Below are 17843 nucleotides of genomic sequence, written 5' to 3'. Positions count from 1 at the left end.
AGTCAAAAACAGGAAAAGTAATGGTAAAGCCCTGGCTAAATACATAGAATCCCCAGCACATCCATAAGTCAGCTATTTACTATGCTCGAATTGCTTTACACCGCCCTTCTCTACCTTATTCAGCCTTTGATCTGGATACGGCTTTGGGTGCGCGGACGTAAGGCCCCGGCCTACCGTAAACGCTGGGGTGAACGCTACGGTTTTTACCGTCGCCCCCTGAAACCGGGCGGGATTATGCTCCATTCCGTCTCTGTCGGCGAAACACTGGCAGCCATTCCTTTGGTTCGCGCCCTGCGACATCGCTACCCCGATCTACCGATCACGGTCACCACGATGACGCCAACCGGCTCCGAGCGTGTCCAGTCAGCCTTCGGTAGCGATGTTCAGCACGTCTACCTGCCTTACGATTTACCCGATGCGCTGGGTCGCTTCCTGAACAAGGTTGATCCTAAGCTGGTGCTGATTATGGAAACGGAGCTATGGCCGAACCTGATTGCCGCGCTGCATAAACGCCATATTCCACTGGTCATCGCCAATGCGCGTCTTTCTGCCCGCTCCGCTGACGGTTACGCGAAGTTGGGGAAATTTATCCGCCGAATCCTTCGTCGTATTACGCTAATTGCAGCGCAAAATGAAGAGGATGGTCAGCGCTTTGTGACGCTGGGCGCGAAGAACAATCAGGTGACCGTCACCGGCAGTCTGAAGTTCGATATTTCCGTGACGCCACAGCTTGCCGCAAAAGCTGTTACGCTGCGTCGCCAGTGGGCGCCGCATCGCCCGGTGTGGATCGCAACCAGTACTCATGATGGTGAAGAGAGTATTATCATCGCCGCGCATCAGGCATTGTTACACCAGTTCCCCAACCTGCTGTTGATTCTGGTCCCGCGTCATCCGGAACGCTTCCCGGATGCGATTAACCTCGTGCGTGAAGCCGGGCTAAGCTATAACACACGTTCCTCCGGCGAAGTCCCCTCGGCCAGTACCCAGGTCGTTGTAGGTGATACGATGGGTGAACTGATGCTGCTTTACGGAATTGCGGATCTGGCATTTGTCGGAGGCTCACTGGTTGAACGTGGCGGACATAACCCGCTGGAAGCCGCGGCACACGCGATTCCGGTGCTAATGGGACCTCATACCTTCAATTTCAAAGATATTTGCGCCCGTCTGGAGCAGGCCAGCGGTTTGATTACCGTCACGGACGCCACAAGTCTTGCCAAAGAGGTTTCCTCTTTACTGACCGATGCCGATTATCGTAATTTCTATGGTCGTCACGCAGTTGAAGTTCTCTATCAAAACCAGGGGGCGTTACAGCGCCTGCTACAGCTGCTGGAACCTTATCTGCCACCGAAAACGCATTGAGGGCTGTTATGCAAAAACGGGCGATTTATCCAGGTACTTTTGATCCGTTGACGAACGGCCATATCGATATCATCACGCGTGCTACGCAGATGTTTGATCATGTCATTCTGGCGATTGCGGCAAGTCCCGGTAAAAAACCGATGTTCAGCCTTGAAGAACGTGTCGCGCTGGCTCAGCAGGCCACTGCCCATCTGTCTGGCGTTGAAGTGCTAGGTTTTAGCGATCTGATGGCCAACTTTGCGCGTGAGCAACAGGCCAACATCCTGATTCGTGGATTGCGCGCCGTCGCGGATTTTGAATACGAAATGCAGTTGGCCCACATGAATCGGCATTTGATGCCAGAGCTGGAAAGCGTCTTTCTGATGCCTTCTAAAGAGTGGTCCTTCATCTCATCGTCACTGGTGAAAGAAGTGGCCCGCCATCAGGGTGATGTCACCCACTTCCTGCCCGAGAATATTCATCAGGCGCTGTTGGCAAAGCTCAAATAGCGCCCCGCATCCGGGACGCCCCGTCTTACTTCTGGCACTGACGGCAATAGAACGTCGCACGCTGCACGTGTTTCGATGCTACGATCGGCGTTCCGCACACTCTGCATGGCTCACCTTTACGGCCATAGACCTGCAACTCTTGAGCAAAATAGCCCGGTTTACCATCGCTTTGCAGAAAATCTTTCAGCGTCGTTCCCCCCTGTTCTATTGAACGCAGCAGGACGGCCTTAATCACGCGCACCAGCAGTTCATATTCAGCCGGCGACAATGACGACGCCAGACGGTCAGGATGAATACCCGCAGCAAACAGAGATTCACTGGCGTAGATATTTCCGACCCCCACGACCAGCTTATTATCCATCAACCAGGGTTTAATCGCCGTTTTCTTCTTCGCACATTTCTGTTGCAGGTATTCGCCGTTGAAAGTATCGCTTAGCGGTTCAGGACCGAGATGCGCCAGTACGTTGTGCCCTTCCAGTTCTTTCGTCCACAGCCAGGCACCAAAGCGACGGGGATCGGTGTAGCGCAGGACTTTACCGTTACTCATCACTAAATCGACATGGTCATGTTTTTCTGCCGGCAGTTCTTCAGGAAGGATACGTAGACTGCCTGACATCCCCAGGTGAATGATGATCCAGCCATCGGGTAGCTCCAGCAGAAGGTATTTCGCACGGCGCTGAACGCTGAGCACCGGTTTGTCGCTCAGACGGTAGATCTCTTCTGATACCGGCCAACGCAGACGTCCATTACGCACATTGGCATGCAGAATGGTTGCCCCGACCAGATGCGGTTCAATACCGCGGCGGCTGGTTTCGACTTCAGGTAATTCAGGCATAACGTCTCCGGCTGTGTATCAGGTCTCACTAATATGGGGATGGCCAGAAAACAAAAAACCCCGCCGAAGCGAGGTTTTTCATTACAGCAAAGCGAGACTTACTTAATTTTCGCTTCTTTGTAGAGAACGTGCTGACGGACAACTGGATCGAATTTTTTCAGTTCCAGTTTTTCCGGCTTAGTACGTTTGTTCTTCGTGGTGGTATAGAAGTGACCAGTACCAGCAGAAGAAACCAGCTTGATCTTCTCACGAATACCTTTAGCCATGATTTATTTCCTCTTAGTACTTAGTACTTTTCGCCACGGGCACGCAGTTCAGACAGAACTGTATCGATGCCTTTCTTATCAATTACACGCATACCTTTAGCAGATACACGCAGGGTGACAAAACGCTTTTCGCTCTCAACCCAGAAACGGTGAGAGTGCAGGTTAGGCAGGAAACGGCGTTTAGTCGCGTTCAGTGCGTGGGAACGGTTGTTACCGGTCACCGGACGCTTGCCAGTAACTTGGCAGACTCGGGACATGTCTATTCTCCAAAAATCAAATTAGCTCGAGCTTCGTATGGGGTATCGGCGCCTCGTCAGGCTTTACAGCCCGGTCATCGCGGTTCTACACCTCACCCTTCAAGCTGCCTTAACGCAACGTGAATGATTGGGTGTCTAAGTGAACACTCGATTGCCAGGCCCAAATGCCAAACCCGAGATTCTCAAAGGTGGCGTAGTATACGCTGAGTCAGCGATGTGCTCAAGTCCCGAACAGACAAAGATCCCGATGGATCGCGCAAAGTGCGTCAAATCCAACCTCGTTCCGCAAACGAAACGTACTCTCCGCGTCCAATGACAAGGTGATCAAGCACACGGATATCCATGAACTGACAGCATTTTACGACACGCTCGGTGATAAGTTTATCCGCTTTGCTCGGCTCTGCACACCCCGACGGATGATTATGGGCAAGGATCACCGCAGATGCATTGATTTTTATCGCTTCACGAATAATTTCACGCGGATGGATCTCAACATGGGTGAGTGTGCCAGAGAAAAGGCGGCTATGTTTAATGACATGGTGTTGAGAATCGAGAAAAACCACCATGAAAACTTCCCGCGCCTCCCCCGCTAATTGGCTCTGCAAAAAATCCCGTGTTAACACCGGGCTGAGTAATGGGTTCGTACCTTTTATTTGCACTTCATAAAAGCGCCTGGCCAGTTCCGCGATGCCTTTAAGCTGCGCATACTTTGCTACGCCAATCCCTGTCACCGCGCTGAATTGAGAGTAGTCCGCCGTCAACAAGCTATAAAGAGAGCCAAAATGTTCCAGGATCTCTTTTGCCAGTGCAAAGACATCTTTCCCGGGCGTTCCGGTCCGTAAGAAGAGCGCCAGTAGTTCGTCATCCGTCAGCGTATCGACCCCAAGCGCCAACAGTTTTTCCCTCGGCAGCACATATTCAGCAGTTTCCATCCCCACACCTCCTCATGCCAGCATGCATGGTGGCACGGCCCGTAGGGGGAATCGACGTACAATTTTCACTCCTGCGTAGCGCCTCGCAAAGTGATTCATGGGTGAACGCACGACAGTTTACGGATTGTGATAAAATATCCGCCTTCTGGTGTAATCCAACAGGAATGATCATGATGAGCCTGGCCGGTAAAAAAATCGTTCTCGGCGTCAGCGGCGGCATTGCTGCCTACAAAACCCCTGAACTGGTGCGTCGTCTGCGCGAACGCGGCGCTGATGTCCGTGTGGCAATGACCGAGGCGGCTAAAGCCTTTATTACCCCACTCAGCTTACAGGCGGTTTCCGGGTATCCCGTTTCTGACAGTCTGCTGGATCCCGCGGCAGAAGCCGCAATGGGCCATATTGAGTTGGGGAAATGGGCCGACCTGGTGATTCTCGCCCCGGCCACCGCAGACCTTATCGCGCGTGTCGCAGCCGGCATGGCAAACGATCTGGTGTCTACGATTTGTCTGGCTACCCCTGCGCCCGTTGCTGTTTTACCGGCAATGAACCAGCAGATGTACCGGGCTGCGGCAACGCAGCATAATCTGGGCGTTCTGGCTTCTCGTGGGTTGCTCATCTGGGGACCAGACAGCGGCAGCCAGGCATGCGGTGATGTAGGGCCGGGCCGTATGCTGGATCCTTTAACGATTGTCGATATGGCCGCGGCACATTTCGCCCCTGTCAACGATCTGCAACATCTTAACATCATGATTACCGCGGGCCCGACGCGCGAACCGCTCGATCCGGTGCGCTACATTTCCAACCACAGCTCCGGCAAAATGGGGTTTGCCATCGCCGCCGCCGCAGCCCGTCGCGGGGCGAACGTTACGCTGGTCGCCGGCCCGGTATCATTACCCACGCCGCCTTTTGTACAGCGTGTTGATGTGATGACCGCTCTGGAAATGGAAGCGGCGGTGCAATCCGCCGTCCAACAGCAACATATTTTTATCGGCTGCGCTGCCGTAGCAGACTATCGCGCCGCGATTGTCGCCCCGGAAAAAATTAAGAAACAGGCAACACAAGGTGATGAATTAACAATAAAAATGGTCAAGAACCCAGACATCATCGCCGGAGTTGCCGCACGTAAAGACCATCGCCCCTATGTCGTTGGGTTTGCCGCGGAAACGAATAATGTGGAAGAATATGCCCGGCAAAAACGTATCCGTAAAAACCTTGATTTGATCTGTGCAAACGATGTTTCGCTTTCAACTCAAGGGTTTAATAGCGACAGCAACGCTTTACACCTTTTCTGGCAGGATGGAGATAAAGTCTTACCGCTTGAGCGCAAAGCACTCCTGGGCCAATTATTACTCGACGAGATCGTGACCCGTTATGATGAAAAAAATCGACGTTAAGATTCTGGATCCGCGTGTCGGCAAGCAATTCCCGCTGCCGACGTATGCCACCTCCGGCTCCGCCGGACTTGACCTGCGGGCTTGTCTCGATGACGCCGTAGAACTGGCGCCGGGCGCAACCACGCTGCTGCCAACCGGGCTGGCTATTCACATCGCCGATCCGTCTCTGGCTGCCGTCATCCTGCCGCGTTCGGGTCTGGGCCATAAGCATGGTATCGTGCTGGGCAACCTGGTGGGGTTGATTGATTCTGACTATCAGGGGCAGCTAATGGTGTCCGTCTGGAACCGTGGTCAGGACAGTTTTACCATTGAGCCGGGCGAACGTATCGCACAGATGGTCTTTGTGCCAGTCGTGCAGGCCGAATTTAATCTGGTGGAAGAGTTTGATGCCACCCACCGTGGTGAAGGCGGTTTCGGCCATTCCGGTCGTAAGTAAGAAAGTTACGCATCCCGATAACGTCATAACATCACCGCAAGCCCTGGGTTTGCGGTCATAGTGTGGATGCTCGCCTGCAAGTGCTTATTTTCAGGGGTATTTTGTAACATGGCAGAAAAACAAACTGCGAAAAGGAATCGTCGCGAAGAAATACTTCAGTCTCTGGCGCTGATGCTGGAATCCAGTGATGGAAGCCAGCGCATCACAACAGCAAAACTGGCGGCTTCTGTCGGCGTTTCCGAAGCGGCATTGTATCGCCACTTTCCCAGCAAGACCCGCATGTTCGATAGCCTGATAGAGTTTATCGAAGACAGCCTGATCACCCGTATCAATTTGATTTTGAAAGATGAAAAAGATACTCACGCGCGTGTGCGCCTGATTGTGTTATTGATTCTGGGTTTCGGCGAACGCAATCCTGGCCTGACGCGCATCCTGACTGGACATGCGTTGATGTTTGAACAAGATCGCCTGCAAGGACGTATCAACCAACTGTTCGAACGCATTGAAGCACAACTGCGCCAGGTATTGCGGGAAAAGCGGATGCGTGAAGGTGAAGGGTACGTGACGGATGAAACGTTACTGGCAAGTCAACTGCTCGCCTTCTGCGAAGGTATGCTGTCGCGCTTTGTGCGTAGCGAATTCAAATACCGTCCTACGGATGATTTTGACGCCCGCTGGCCACTGCTCGCCGCGCAACTGCAGTAATGTTTGCCGGATAGCGCACGCGTTATCCGGCCACTCACGTTAAACGCCGAACGCTTCCCGATACGCCCGCACCGCTGCCAGATGCTCTGCCATTTCCGGCTTCTCTTCCAGATAGGCAATCAGGTCTTTCAGGGTGATGATGGAAATCACCTTACAGCCATAATCGCGCTCGACTTCCTGAATGGCAGAAATCTCGCCACGTCCGCGTTCCTGACGATCCAAAGAGATCAGCACACCAGCCAGCGTTGCACCATTGGCCTGGATGATTTCCATCGATTCCCGGATGGCCGTACCAGCGGTGATCACATCATCTACCAGCATCACGCGGCCTTGTAATGCGCTGCCAACCAGATTGCCACCTTCTCCGTGATCTTTGGCTTCTTTGCGGTTAAAGCAGTACGGCAGGTCTTTGTCATGATGTTCCGCCAGCGCGACCGCCGTGGTCGTCGCAATGGGAATGCCTTTGTAAGCCGGGCCAAAAAGCAGATCAAATTCAATGCCAGAATCCACTAATGCTTCAGCGTAAAAACGGCCTAACAGTGCCAGATCGCGCCCGGTATTAAACAGGCCGGCGTTGAAGAAATAGGGGCTCTTGCGCCCGGATTTCAGCGTGAACTCGCCAAACTTGAGTACCTGTTTGTTAAGCGCAAACTCAATAAACTGGCGTTGATAGGGTTTCATGGATTCGCTCCTCATTTCACTTTCATCATTGACAAAATCTACGGACAAAAAAAAGGCGACTCATTGGTCGCCTTAAAATCAATTCTCTAGCGCCGCCTTCTGCGTCGCAACAATGGATTCGATTCCCCCTCGGGCCAGTGCCAGCAAGGTGAGAAGTTCTTCATGGCTGAACGGCTCACCTTCTGCCGTCCCCTGCACCTCAATGATTCGTCCATCTTCGGTCATCACCACGTTCATATCGGTTTCCGCCGCTGAGTCTTCAACGTACTCCAGATCGCAGAGCGCTTCGCCGTTAACGATCCCCACGGATACCGCAGCAACCATCCCTTTCATCGGATTAGTTTTCAGCTTACCGCTGGCCACCAGTTTGTTCAGCGCATCTGCCAGCGCCACACAGGCACCGGTAATGGAAGCGGTACGCGTGCCGCCATCGGCCTGGATCACATCGCAGTCCAGGGTGATAGTAAATTCACCCAACGTTTTGAGATCGACTGCAGCGCGCAGCGCACGGGCGATCAGACGCTGAATTTCCATAGTACGGCCGCCCTGCTTGCCTTTTGCGGCTTCACGCGCGTTACGGGTATGTGTTGCACGCGGCAACATGCCATATTCAGCGGTGATCCAGCCCTGGCCCTGACCTTTCAGAAAACGCGGTACGCCTTCTTCAATCGAGGCCGTGCACAGCACTTTGGTATCTCCAAATTCGACCAGCACCGAGCCTTCAGCGTGTTTTGTATAGTTACGGGTCAGGATTACGGGACGCACCTGATTAGCGCTACGGCCTGCTGGACGCATATTGAGATCTCCGGCTTAAACGAATGTGGCTGCGCATTATACGGACTTCCGGCGGTTATTCCTATCCTGACAAGGCCGGGATGGCTATAATCCTCCCATCTCTCCTTTAAAAACAGGAACGTCTATGATCCGCAGTATGACCGCCTACGCCCGGCGTGAAATCAAGGGTGAATGGGGTAGCGCCACCTGGGAAATGCGCTCGGTAAACCAGCGTTATCTGGAAACTTACTTTCGTCTGCCGGAACAGTTCCGTAGCCTTGAGCCTGTTGTTCGTGAACGCATTCGTACGCGCCTGACGCGCGGTAAAGTCGAATGCATGCTGCGCTTTGAACCCGATGCCAGCGCGCAGGGCGAGCTCATCCTGAATGAAAAGCTCGCAAAACAACTCGTGAATGCAGCTAACTGGGTCAAAATGCAGAGTGATGAAGGGGAAATCAATCCGGTCGATATCCTGCGCTGGCCCGGTGTTATGGCAGCACAGGAGCAGGATCTGGACGCCATTGCTGCAGAAATCCTGACCGCACTCGACGGCACGCTCGACGATTTCATCGTTGCCCGCGAAACGGAAGGTCAGGCACTGAAAACGCTGATCGAACAACGTCTGGAAGGCGTCAGCGCTGAAGTTGTTAAGGTCCGCGCCCATATGCCAGAAATTCTACAATGGCAGCGCGAGCGTCTGGTCGCTAAGCTTGAAGACGCTCAGGTCCAACTGGAAAATAACCGTCTGGAACAAGAACTGGTCCTGATGGCACAGCGCATTGATGTGGCAGAAGAACTGGATCGCCTGGACGCCCACGTTAAAGAAACCTACAACATCCTGAAGAAAAAAGAGGCAGTAGGCCGCCGTCTGGACTTCATGATGCAAGAATTCAATCGTGAATCGAATACGCTGGCGTCAAAATCCATTAATGCGGAAGTGACCAATTCCGCCATCGAACTGAAAGTTTTAATCGAGCAAATGCGCGAGCAAATCCAGAACATCGAGTAAGGTGTCTTTCCGCGTAGCCCGTCAGCCAATGGCGGTGCTACGCTTTTCACGACTCACGCTAAATTGTGGACATCTTCAGTTTAGTTTTTCTCATCCATTTTACCGACAAAAAAATTCTCATATCACGCACTACTTCAGAAGAACATCAATTTCACATTACCTGAAGTTATTAAAAATCACTCACCTTAGAAAATCTCAATCGTGACGACGAGCACAAATCGTTACTCTTTGTCCCCAAAATACTGGGGGGAGTCATGCTGTTACACGTTTTGTACCTGATAGGAATCACTGCCGAAGCCATGACCGGCGCGCTGGCGGCGGGTCGTCGTCGGATGGATACATTCGGCGTCATTATTATTGCCACCGCAACAGCCATCGGCGGTGGCTCTGTCCGCGATATTCTGCTCGGCCACTATCCTCTGGGCTGGGTTAAACATCCCGAATACGTGATTATTGTCGCCACAGCGGCAGTCCTGACGACTATTGTGGCTCCCGTCATGCCCTACCTGCGCAAGGTGTTCCTGGTACTGGATGCCTTAGGCCTGGTGGTTTTTTCCATTATCGGCGCCCAGGTGGCCCTGGATATGGGGCATGGGCCAATCATTGCCGTCGTTGCAGCAGTCACCACCGGCGTCTTCGGTGGAGTGCTGCGCGATATGTTCTGTAAACGTATTCCGCTCGTTTTTCAGAAAGAGCTGTACGCCGGGGTTTCATTCGCCTCTGCCGTGCTGTATATCGTCCTGCAACACTATGTTTCCAGTCAGGATATCGTGGTTATCTCAACCCTGATGTTTGGCTTTGTCGCCCGGCTTCTGGCGCTGCGCCTTAAACTGGGTTTGCCGGTGTTTTACTACCACCACGAAAGCCACTAAGGAATGAAGCTCTCAATCTGCTGAGCTGCCAACCAGTGGCTCAGCTGTTTGACCTCCGCGTTGTCCAGCCATGTCATCACCTGACGTGCGCGACGCGGGCCGACTGCCGGAAGTTGTTGCCAGTACAATTCAGTTCGCCCTGACAACTGCCGCCATGAACGATCGCCACTGGCATTGAGCGCCACCAGTGGTAACGGGATGCCTAACGCTTGTATCCAGCGAATAAAAGGCTGTTTTCTAACCAAATTAAACTGATGCCATACCTGCTCACCTTTTGCTTTCGCAAATCCCGGCGTGTGCTGAATCTGCTCCTGAGTTAAAGCCAGCCATGAAAAGATATGTTCAAAGTGATGCTGCTGATGAAGCGCCCGCCAGCCCGCCTCACCCACACCGTCCAGCTTTAAAACAGCGCCAGAGCCCAACCAGACCAGGCGGGAGATAAACTGTTCCTGACACGATGCGGAAGCAAAAAAGCAAGTCAATGAATTGAAGCGATTATCAGGAGGTATCGGTTTAACCCGGTCTGAACTCCGCCAGACGACATCGTCAATACGTGGGATCCCCTGTCCGGCAAGGCTCACCAGGATTTGATCGCCAGGGGCGATATCCCACTCTTTCCAGCGATTTACAGAACCGATATTCACCCGTTGTACCCGTTTATCATCCAGCATGACGGGGGCAAGTGTTGCTACAACGGCGATTTTTCCGCTTTTGCCGACCATAAATTGAATCGCGGTGACCTCCGCCACCTGCGCAACGGGTGGGTATTTCCAGGCAACCAGCCAACTCCCTTGCCCTGGTAACCACTGGTGGGACGCAGGTTCCTTGTCCATTCGCACAACGACCCCATCGGTAACGAAGGGTAAAGCGGACGTCCACCAGTGCGTACGCGCCCGCTCCACGGCCTCAACGTTGTCAACTGGCAGCGTGAATGTCTTCGCTAGTGTAAAACCCGCTGCACTCAACTGGTAGACTCTTTCGGACATTGTCTGCGGGCCATCAGGCCAGGCCCAGATAAAAATCCCCAGTGATGATAAGTCGCTTACGCTGGTCTTGCGCATCAGCAGACCCGCCACCTTCGAACGGGCATTCATCCCGCCCATTTTTTGCTGGATATGCCCTTCCCGTCGCAGAAAGATCTCACCCTGTAACACGCTGTTTGTCAGCGCCCCCGCCACGGTTTGCGGCACGGCTGGCATCAGCTGTACTTTTTGCGTCCAGTCTTCGCCCTTCAGACCATCGCCACGGCTGATCGCCTGCGTCAGTTTGCCCTGTTGATATTTCAGCGTAACCGCCACACCATCAACCTTCGGCTGTACCCACAAATCGTTGTGCCCGCGCATCCATTGCTGCACAGCTCGCTTGTCAGGCAGCTTTTGTACCCCGGTATGGGCGACGGGATGAGGGACCGTACCACCCGGTGAAGGCAACGCCTGGCTGGGCGGAGAGTCGTCAGCAAAACAGTGCTGCCACTGAAGCAGTCGTGCATGCAGTTGATCGTAGACGCCGTCTTCGACCACACTCACTCCCTCTTTCCAGTAGGCGTCATCCCACTGCGCAATTTGCTGTTGCAAACGAGAGATCTCTTCGTGAGCCCTCGCAGACGACCATACCGGACATACCGCCCAGGACTGCGCCTGCCATAACCACAACCCCATCAATATCGCTGTCCCCACTTTCATCGCCACTCTCCGCTGTACGTTTCCAGGCAGATATAGCGCGTTGTGTGGGCAGCGCCGAGCGACAAAAGTGTAGATTGCGTTCAGGCTTCCAGTGATTCCGCTCATTTGCAGAGAATGTTGCGTAAATCAGGAAACAGGCGCGCAAAAAGCAATAATCTGGCGTAAAAAGTGTGACAAAGACTACGTCGCGTAGCGGTGACGTGTATAATAAGCCCGTATGTAGGTTCATTTTCGATAATCACATACGTAAGATACTCATGGCTCAAGGCACGCTTTATATTGTTTCTGCCCCCAGTGGCGCGGGTAAGTCCAGCCTGATTCAGGCTTTGTTAAAAACCCAACCGTTGTACGACACCCAAGTTTCTGTTTCGCACACGACGCGCGCTCCGCGCCCGGGTGAAGTTCACGGCGAACATTATTTCTTTGTGGATCATGACGAATTCAGAACCATGATTGGCAACGACGCGTTTCTGGAACACGCAGAAGTTTTTGGCAATTACTATGGCACCTCGCGTGAAGCCATTGAGCAAGTGCTGGCTTCCGGGGTAGATGTCTTTCTCGATATCGACTGGCAGGGCGCGCAACAAATTCGTAAGAAGATGCCGCATGCGCGCAGTATCTTTATTTTGCCGCCGTCTAAACTGGAACTGGACCGTCGTTTGCGGGGTCGTGGACAGGATAGCGAAGAGGTGATTGCGAAACGTATGGCGCAAGCTGTTGCAGAAATGAGCCATTACGCCGAATATGATTATCTTATTGTGAATGATGACTTCGACACCGCCCTGGGCGATCTGAAAACCATTATTCGCGCCGAACGTCTGCGCATGAGCCGCCAAAAGCAGCGTCATGACGCTTTAATCAGCAAACTGTTGGCAGACTGAACCCACTTTCAGTATCATGCCCAGTCATTTCTTCACCTGTGGAGCATTTTAAGTATGGCACGCGTAACTGTTCAGGACGCTGTAGAGAAAATTGGTAACCGTTTTGACCTGGTACTGGTCGCCGCGCGTCGCGCTCGTCAGATGCAGGTAGGCGGAAAGGATCCGCTCGTACCGGAAGAAAACGATAAAACTACCGTAATCGCGCTGCGCGAAATCGAAGAAGGTCTGATCAACAACCAGATCCTCGACGTCCGTGAGCGCCAGGAACAGCAAGAGCAGGAAGCCGCTGAATTACAAGCCGTAACCGCCATTGCTGAAGGTCGTCGTTAATCACAAAGCGGGTCGCCCTTGTATCTGTTTGAAAGCCTGAATCAACTGATTCAACACTACCTGCCGGAAGACCAAATCAAACGTCTTCGGCAGGCGTATCTCGTTGCACGTGACGCTCACGAGGGCCAGACACGTTCAAGCGGTGAACCTTATATCACGCACCCTGTTGCCGTAGCCTGTATTCTGGCCGAGATGAAACTCGACTATGAAACACTGATGGCTGCGCTGCTGCATGACGTGATCGAAGATACTCCCGCCACCTACCAGGACATGGAGCAGCTGTTTGGTAAAAGCGTTGCTGAACTGGTAGAGGGGGTGTCGAAGCTTGATAAACTCAAGTTCCGCGATAAGAAAGAGGCGCAGGCCGAAAACTTTCGCAAGATGATTATGGCGATGGTGCAGGATATCCGCGTCATTCTCATCAAACTCGCCGACCGTACCCACAACATGCGCACGCTGGGCTCATTACGCCCGGACAAACGTCGCCGCATCGCCCGTGAAACCCTCGAGATCTATAGCCCGCTGGCGCACCGTTTAGGTATTCATCACATTAAAACCGAGCTTGAAGAGCTGGGTTTTGAGGCGCTGTACCCGAACCGCTATCGCGTGATTAAAGAGGTGGTTAAAGCCGCTCGCGGCAACCGCAAAGAGATGATCCAAAAAATCCTCTCTGAAATCGAAGGACGACTGCAGGAAGCGGGAATTCCATGTCGTGTGAGTGGTCGTGAAAAGCACCTCTATTCCATCTATTGCAAGATGGTGCTTAAAGAGCAGCGTTTCCATTCGATCATGGATATCTATGCGTTCCGCGTAATCGTCCATGACGCCGACACCTGCTATCGCGTGCTCGGCCAGATGCACAGCCTCTATAAACCGCGTCCTGGACGGGTAAAAGACTACATCGCCATTCCAAAAGCGAACGGCTATCAGTCTTTGCACACGTCGATGATCGGTCCGCACGGAGTTCCGGTTGAAGTCCAGATCCGTACAGAGGATATGGACCAGATGGCCGAAATGGGGGTCGCGGCGCACTGGGCTTATAAAGAGCACGGCGAAACCAGTACTACCGCGCAGATTCGTGCCCAGCGCTGGATGCAAAGTCTGCTGGAACTGCAACAAAGCGCAGGTAGCTCGTTTGAATTTATCGAGAGCGTGAAATCCGATCTGTTCCCGGATGAGATTTACGTTTTCACACCGGAAGGGCGCATTGTCGAACTGCCTGCCGGTGCCACTCCTGTCGACTTTGCTTATGCGGTGCATACCGATATCGGTCATGCCTGCGTCGGCGCACGCGTCGACAGACAGCCCTATCCGCTGTCACAGCCGCTGACCAGCGGTCAGACGGTCGAAATCATTACCGCGCCGGGGGCTCGTCCGAACGCGGCATGGCTTAACTTCGTCGTCAGTTCAAAAGCCCGCGCCAAGATCCGCCAGTTGCTGAAGAACCTCAAGCGCGATGATTCTGTCAGTCTGGGACGTCGCCTGCTCAACCATGCGTTAGGTGGCAGTCGTAAGCTGGCCGAAATCCCGCAAGAGAGTATCCAGCGTGAACTTGAGCGGATGAAGCTTGCGACGCTTGACGATCTGCTGGCAGAAATCGGCCTCGGCAATGCCATGAGCGTGGTGGTAGCGAAAAACCTGCAGCAGGGCGATGCCTCCGCAATCCAACCTGCTGTGCCCGGCCACGGTCATTTGCCTATTAAAGGCGCAGATGGCGTGCTGATTACCTTTGCCAAATGCTGTCGTCCGATTCCGGGCGATCCGATCATTGCCCACGTCAGTCCGGGTAAAGGCCTGGTCATTCACCATGAATCCTGCCGTAACATCCGTGGTTACCAGAAAGAGCCAGAGAAATTTATGGCGGTGGAATGGGACAAAGAGACGGAGCAGGAATTCATCACCGAAATCAAAGTGGATATGTTTAACCACCAGGGTGCGCTGGCAAATCTGACGGCGGCGATCAACACCACCACCTCTAATATTCAGAGCCTGAATACTGAAGAGAAGGATGGTCGCGTCTACAGCGCCTTTATTCGCCTTACTGCGCGCGACCGTGTTCACCTGGCGAATATCATGCGCAAAATTCGCGTGATGCCTGACGTGATAAAAGTCACCCGTAACCGAAACTAGTTTTATGAACCTACAGCGCTATGCACGTATTTGTGAGATGCTCGCCAGGCGCCAGCCGGACCTGACCGTTTGCATGGAGCAGGTCCACAAACCTCATAACGTTTCTGCGATTATTCGTACTGCAGATGCCGTCGGCGTCCACGAAGTCCACGCCGTCTGGCCAGGCAGTCGTATGCGCACCATGGCCTCAGCAGCGGCAGGCAGCAACAGTTGGGTGCAGGTGAAAACCCACCGCACAATTGGCGATGCCGTCACGCATTTAAAAGGCCGGGGCATGCAGGTTCTGGCAACTCATCTCTCTGATAATGCCGTCGATTTCCACGAAATCGATTACACACGTCCGACCTGTATCCTGATGGGGCAGGAGAAAACGGGTATTACCCAGGAAGCGCTGGACCTGGCGGATCAGGATATCATCATCCCGATGATCGGCATGGTTCAATCGCTTAACGTTTCCGTTGCCTCAGCGCTGATTCTGTATGAAGCGCAGCGCCAGCGGCAGAATGCCGGGATGTATCTGCGCGAAAACAGCATGTTGCCGGAAGGCGAACAGCAGCGCCTGTTGTTTGAAGGCGGCTATCCGGTACTGGCGAAAGTCGCCAAACGCAAAGGGCTGCCCTATCCGCATATCAATCAGCAAGGTGCGATTGAAGCCGATGATGCCTGGTGGTCCACCATGCAGGCGGCGAAGTAAATCATGAGTGGGCGCCTGTTAGATGCTGTCCCGCTCAGTTCACTAACGGGCGTTGGCGCAGCGCAGAGCAGCAAACTGGCAAAAATTGGTCTGCACACCGTGCAGGATCTGCTGTTACACCTCCCTCTGCGTTATGAAGACCGCACCCAACTCTATCCCATTGGCGAACTGCTGCCCGGCGTATACGCCACTGTCGAAGGGGAAGTGCTGAACTGTAACATCACTTTCGGGGGTCGCCGGATGATGACCTGTCAGATCAGCGACGGTACCGGCATCCTGACAATGCGCTTTTTCAACTTCAACGCGGCGATGAAAAACAGCCTCGCCACCGGACGACGCGTACTGGCTTATGGCGAAGCGAAGCGCGGGAAGTACGGTGCAGAGATGATCCACCCGGAATACCGTGTCCAGGGCGATCTCAGTACACCAACATTGCAGGAAACCCTCACCCCGGTTTATCCCACTACCGAAGGGGTGAAACAGGCAACACTGCGCAAGCTCACCGATCAGGCGCTGGATCTGCTGGATACCTGCGCCATTGCCGAACTCTTACCGCCGGAATTGCTGCAGGGCATGCTCAGTCTGCCTGAAGCGCTTCGCACGCTGCATCGCCCACCGCCGACGCTCCAGTTAAGCGATCTCGAAACCGGGCAGCACCCGGCGCAACGTCGTCTGATTCTGGAAGAGTTGCTGGCGCATAACCTGAGTATGCTGGCGCTCCGTGCAGGCGCACAGCGTTTTCATGCTCAACCACTGAGCGCCAACGACACGCTGAAAAATCAACTGTTAGCCTCACTGCCCTTTAAGCCGACTGGCGCGCAAGCCCGCGTGGTAGCGGAAATCGAGCACGATATGGCGCTCGATATCCCCATGATGCGTCTGGTGCAGGGTGATGTCGGCTCCGGTAAAACGCTGGTCGCCGCACTCGCCGCTCTGCGAGCGATTGCGCATGGAAAACAGGTCGCGCTGATGGCCCCGACCGAGTTACTGGCGGAGCAGCATGCCAACAACTTCCGTAACTGGTTTGCTCCACTGGGTGTCGAAGTCGGCTGGCTGGCGGGCAAGCAGAAAGGCAAAGCGCGTCTGGCGCAACAAGATGCGATTGCCAGCGGACAGGTACAAATGGTGGTAGGAACGCACGCGATCTTTCAGGAACAGGTGCAGTTCAACGGTCTTGCGCTGGTCATCATCGACGAGCAGCATCGTTTTGGCGTGCATCAGCGCCTCGCACTGTGGGAAAAAGGCCAGCAACAGGGTTTCCATCCGCATCAGTTGATCATGACCGCTACGCCTATTCCTCGGACGCTGGCGATGACCGCCTACGCAGATCTCGATACCTCCGTCATTGACGAACTGCCCCCCGGACGCACTCCCGTCACAACGGTTGCCATTCCGGATACGCGTCGCAGCGATATTATTGACCGCGTGCGCAACGCCTGTACGCAGGAAGGTCGCCAGGCCTACTGGGTCTGTACGCTGATTGAAGAATCTGATTTGTTAGAAGCGCAGGCCGCTGAAGCCACATGGGAAGAGTTAAAACTCGCGTTACCAGAACTAAACGTCGGGCTGGTCCACGGGCGCATGAAGCCTGCCGAAAAACAGGCGGTGATGGCGGCGTTTAAACAGGGCGAACTGCACCTGCTTGTCGCCACCACGGTGATTGAAGTCGGTGTGGATGTCCCCAATGCCAGTCTGATGATCATCGAAAACCCGGAACGTCTCGGTTTAGCACAGTTACACCAGCTACGTGGACGCGTCGGCCGTGGCGCGGTGGCCTCACACTGCGTACTACTCTACAAGTCGCCGTTATCGAAAACAGCCCAGAAACGCCTGCAGGTGTTACGCGACAGCAGCGATGGCTTTGTGATTGCGCAAAAAGATCTCGAAATTCGCGGACCCGGTGAATTGCTGGGTACGCGGCAGACGGGGAATGCCGAATTCAAAGTGGCGGATTTACTGCGAGATCAAGCCATTATTCCGGAAGTTCAGCGTATTGCTCGTCATATTCATGAACGTTACCCACAAGAGGCAAAAGCGTTAATCGAACGCTGGATGCCTGAAACAGAACGCTATTCTAACGCCTGATCCTGATGGCGATGCAAAAGCGCGGTGGTTCAT

The 17843-nt window shown here is 53.8% G+C and carries 19 protein-coding genes; 12 read left to right on the top strand and 7 right to left on the bottom strand.

The window, feature by feature from the left end; translation table 11 throughout:
• Positions 1–81 precede the first annotated feature (81 nt).
• Positions 82–1359, top strand: coding sequence for a lipid IV(A) 3-deoxy-D-manno-octulosonic acid transferase (gene waaA / locus HVX64_RS00715; RefSeq protein WP_044254366.1), 1278 nt, complete (start codon positions 82–84; stop codon positions 1357–1359).
• 8 nt (positions 1360–1367) lie between these two features.
• Positions 1368–1847 carry a pantetheine-phosphate adenylyltransferase gene (coaD, locus tag HVX64_RS00710; protein WP_042998629.1) on the top strand — a complete coding sequence of 160 codons (480 nt, stop codon included), beginning with the start codon at positions 1368–1370 and terminating at the stop codon, positions 1845–1847.
• A 25-nt stretch (positions 1848–1872) separates the two neighbouring features.
• On the opposite strand, the gene mutM is transcribed toward coaD, so the two are convergent.
• From mutM to radC, 4 genes are all read right to left on the bottom strand, one after another.
• A complete protein-coding gene (gene mutM, locus HVX64_RS00705; protein WP_044254369.1) occupies positions 1873–2682 on the bottom strand; it encodes a bifunctional DNA-formamidopyrimidine glycosylase/DNA-(apurinic or apyrimidinic site) lyase in 810 nt (269 codons plus the stop codon).
• A gap of 98 nt (positions 2683–2780) precedes the next feature.
• A complete protein-coding gene (gene rpmG, locus HVX64_RS00700; protein WP_003024094.1) occupies positions 2781–2948 on the bottom strand; it encodes a 50S ribosomal protein L33 in 168 nt (55 codons plus the stop codon).
• Positions 2949–2968: 20 nt separating this feature from the next.
• Positions 2969–3205, bottom strand: coding sequence for a 50S ribosomal protein L28 (gene rpmB, locus HVX64_RS00695; protein ID WP_002436699.1), 237 nt, complete (start codon positions 3203–3205; stop codon positions 2969–2971).
• 266 nt (positions 3206–3471) lie between these two features.
• The gene (radC, locus tag HVX64_RS00690; RefSeq protein ID WP_042998631.1) at positions 3472–4137 is read right to left on the bottom strand and encodes a DNA repair protein RadC; all 666 of its coding nucleotides are present in this window, start codon (positions 4135–4137) and stop codon (positions 3472–3474) included.
• A 173-nt stretch (positions 4138–4310) separates the two neighbouring features.
• Here radC and coaBC point away from each other — a divergent pair, with 173 nt between their 5' ends.
• From coaBC to slmA, 3 genes are all read left to right on the top strand, one after another.
• Positions 4311–5531, top strand: coding sequence for a bifunctional phosphopantothenoylcysteine decarboxylase/phosphopantothenate--cysteine ligase CoaBC (gene coaBC, locus HVX64_RS00685; protein WP_104446880.1), 1221 nt, complete (start codon positions 4311–4313; stop codon positions 5529–5531).
• Positions 5509–5967 carry a dUTP diphosphatase gene (gene dut / locus HVX64_RS00680; protein WP_042998633.1) on the top strand — a complete coding sequence of 153 codons (459 nt, stop codon included), beginning with the start codon at positions 5509–5511 and terminating at the stop codon, positions 5965–5967. The genes coaBC and dut overlap by 23 nt, the downstream gene beginning before the upstream one ends.
• A gap of 108 nt (positions 5968–6075) precedes the next feature.
• The gene (slmA, locus tag HVX64_RS00675; protein ID WP_042998634.1) at positions 6076–6672 is read left to right on the top strand and encodes a nucleoid occlusion factor SlmA; all 597 of its coding nucleotides are present in this window, start codon (positions 6076–6078) and stop codon (positions 6670–6672) included.
• Between the two features lie 39 nt (positions 6673–6711).
• Here slmA and pyrE read toward each other — a convergent pair whose 3' ends face one another.
• Both pyrE and rph read right to left on the bottom strand, forming a co-directional pair.
• Positions 6712–7353 carry an orotate phosphoribosyltransferase gene (pyrE, locus tag HVX64_RS00670; protein WP_042998635.1) on the bottom strand — a complete coding sequence of 214 codons (642 nt, stop codon included), beginning with the start codon at positions 7351–7353 and terminating at the stop codon, positions 6712–6714.
• Between the two features lie 78 nt (positions 7354–7431).
• A complete protein-coding gene (gene rph / locus HVX64_RS00665) occupies positions 7432–8148 on the bottom strand; it encodes a ribonuclease PH (RefSeq protein ID WP_044254376.1) in 717 nt (238 codons plus the stop codon).
• Positions 8149–8272: 124 nt separating this feature from the next.
• On the opposite strand from rph, the gene HVX64_RS00660 reads away from it, so the two are divergent.
• Positions 8273–9136 (top strand): YicC/YloC family endoribonuclease, encoded by an 864-nt coding sequence (locus HVX64_RS00660; protein ID WP_042998637.1) that lies wholly within the window; start codon positions 8273–8275, stop codon positions 9134–9136.
• A 254-nt stretch (positions 9137–9390) separates the two neighbouring features.
• On the top strand, positions 9391–10008 hold the full coding sequence (locus HVX64_RS00655) for a trimeric intracellular cation channel family protein (protein ID WP_042998638.1): 618 nt from the start codon (positions 9391–9393) through the stop codon (positions 10006–10008).
• On the opposite strand, the gene ligB is transcribed toward HVX64_RS00655, so the two are convergent.
• Entirely contained in the window at positions 10005–11690 is a 1686-nt protein-coding gene (gene ligB / locus HVX64_RS00650; protein WP_044254380.1) for an NAD-dependent DNA ligase LigB, read from the bottom strand. The genes HVX64_RS00655 and ligB overlap by 4 nt on opposite strands.
• Before the next feature lie 257 nt (positions 11691–11947).
• Here ligB and gmk point away from each other — a divergent pair, with 257 nt between their 5' ends.
• Genes gmk through recG form a run of 5 tightly spaced genes read left to right on the top strand, consistent with a single transcriptional unit; the run spans position 11948 to position 17810 of the window.
• Positions 11948–12571, top strand: a complete 624-nt coding sequence (gene gmk / locus HVX64_RS00645) for a guanylate kinase (protein WP_042998640.1) — start codon at positions 11948–11950, stop codon at positions 12569–12571.
• Between the two features lie 54 nt (positions 12572–12625).
• Positions 12626–12901 (top strand): DNA-directed RNA polymerase subunit omega, encoded by a 276-nt coding sequence (gene rpoZ / locus HVX64_RS00640; protein ID WP_000135058.1) that lies wholly within the window; start codon positions 12626–12628, stop codon positions 12899–12901.
• Between the two features lie 18 nt (positions 12902–12919).
• Positions 12920–15031 (top strand): bifunctional GTP diphosphokinase/guanosine-3',5'-bis pyrophosphate 3'-pyrophosphohydrolase, encoded by a 2112-nt coding sequence (spoT, locus tag HVX64_RS00635; protein WP_044254385.1) that lies wholly within the window; start codon positions 12920–12922, stop codon positions 15029–15031.
• A gap of 4 nt (positions 15032–15035) precedes the next feature.
• Positions 15036–15725 carry a tRNA (guanosine(18)-2'-O)-methyltransferase TrmH gene (gene trmH, locus HVX64_RS00630; RefSeq protein WP_181825210.1) on the top strand — a complete coding sequence of 230 codons (690 nt, stop codon included), beginning with the start codon at positions 15036–15038 and terminating at the stop codon, positions 15723–15725.
• A gap of 3 nt (positions 15726–15728) precedes the next feature.
• A complete protein-coding gene (gene recG, locus HVX64_RS00625; protein ID WP_044254388.1) occupies positions 15729–17810 on the top strand; it encodes an ATP-dependent DNA helicase RecG in 2082 nt (693 codons plus the stop codon).
• The last annotated feature ends 33 nt before the right edge of the window (positions 17811–17843 follow it).

The organism is Citrobacter sp. RHB20-C16, from assembly GCF_013890155.1.
GTDB lineage: Bacteria > Pseudomonadota > Gammaproteobacteria > Enterobacterales > Enterobacteriaceae > Citrobacter_A > Citrobacter_A amalonaticus.
This window is presented reverse-complemented; position numbering and strand designations above follow the sequence as displayed.

Bases quoted from the DNA above. Each gene is read 5' to 3' on its own strand.
- waaA (WP_044254366.1), top strand. From the start codon at position 82: ATGCTCGAATTGCTTTACACCGCCCTTCTCTACCTTATTCAGCCTTTG.
- coaD (WP_042998629.1), top strand. From the start codon at position 1,368: ATGCAAAAACGGGCGATTTATCCAGGTACTTTTGATCCGTTGACGAAC.
- mutM (WP_044254369.1), bottom strand. From the start codon at position 2,682: ATGCCTGAATTACCTGAAGTCGAAACCAGCCGCCGCGGTATTGAACCG.
- rpmG (WP_003024094.1), bottom strand. From the start codon at position 2,948: ATGGCTAAAGGTATTCGTGAGAAGATCAAGCTGGTTTCTTCTGCTGGT.
- rpmB (WP_002436699.1), bottom strand. From the start codon at position 3,205: ATGTCCCGAGTCTGCCAAGTTACTGGCAAGCGTCCGGTGACCGGTAAC.
- radC (WP_042998631.1), bottom strand. From the start codon at position 4,137: ATGGAAACTGCTGAATATGTGCTGCCGAGGGAAAAACTGTTGGCGCTT.
- coaBC (WP_104446880.1), top strand. From the start codon at position 4,311: ATGAGCCTGGCCGGTAAAAAAATCGTTCTCGGCGTCAGCGGCGGCATT.
- dut (WP_042998633.1), top strand. From the start codon at position 5,509: ATGATGAAAAAAATCGACGTTAAGATTCTGGATCCGCGTGTCGGCAAG.
- slmA (WP_042998634.1), top strand. From the start codon at position 6,076: ATGGCAGAAAAACAAACTGCGAAAAGGAATCGTCGCGAAGAAATACTT.
- pyrE (WP_042998635.1), bottom strand. From the start codon at position 7,353: ATGAAACCCTATCAACGCCAGTTTATTGAGTTTGCGCTTAACAAACAG.
- rph (WP_044254376.1), bottom strand. From the start codon at position 8,148: ATGCGTCCAGCAGGCCGTAGCGCTAATCAGGTGCGTCCCGTAATCCTG.
- HVX64_RS00660 (WP_042998637.1), top strand. From the start codon at position 8,273: ATGATCCGCAGTATGACCGCCTACGCCCGGCGTGAAATCAAGGGTGAA.
- HVX64_RS00655 (WP_042998638.1), top strand. From the start codon at position 9,391: ATGCTGTTACACGTTTTGTACCTGATAGGAATCACTGCCGAAGCCATG.
- ligB (WP_044254380.1), bottom strand. From the start codon at position 11,690: ATGAAAGTGGGGACAGCGATATTGATGGGGTTGTGGTTATGGCAGGCG.
- gmk (WP_042998640.1), top strand. From the start codon at position 11,948: ATGGCTCAAGGCACGCTTTATATTGTTTCTGCCCCCAGTGGCGCGGGT.
- rpoZ (WP_000135058.1), top strand. From the start codon at position 12,626: ATGGCACGCGTAACTGTTCAGGACGCTGTAGAGAAAATTGGTAACCGT.
- trmH (WP_181825210.1), top strand. From the start codon at position 15,036: ATGAACCTACAGCGCTATGCACGTATTTGTGAGATGCTCGCCAGGCGC.
- recG (WP_044254388.1), top strand. From the start codon at position 15,729: ATGAGTGGGCGCCTGTTAGATGCTGTCCCGCTCAGTTCACTAACGGGC.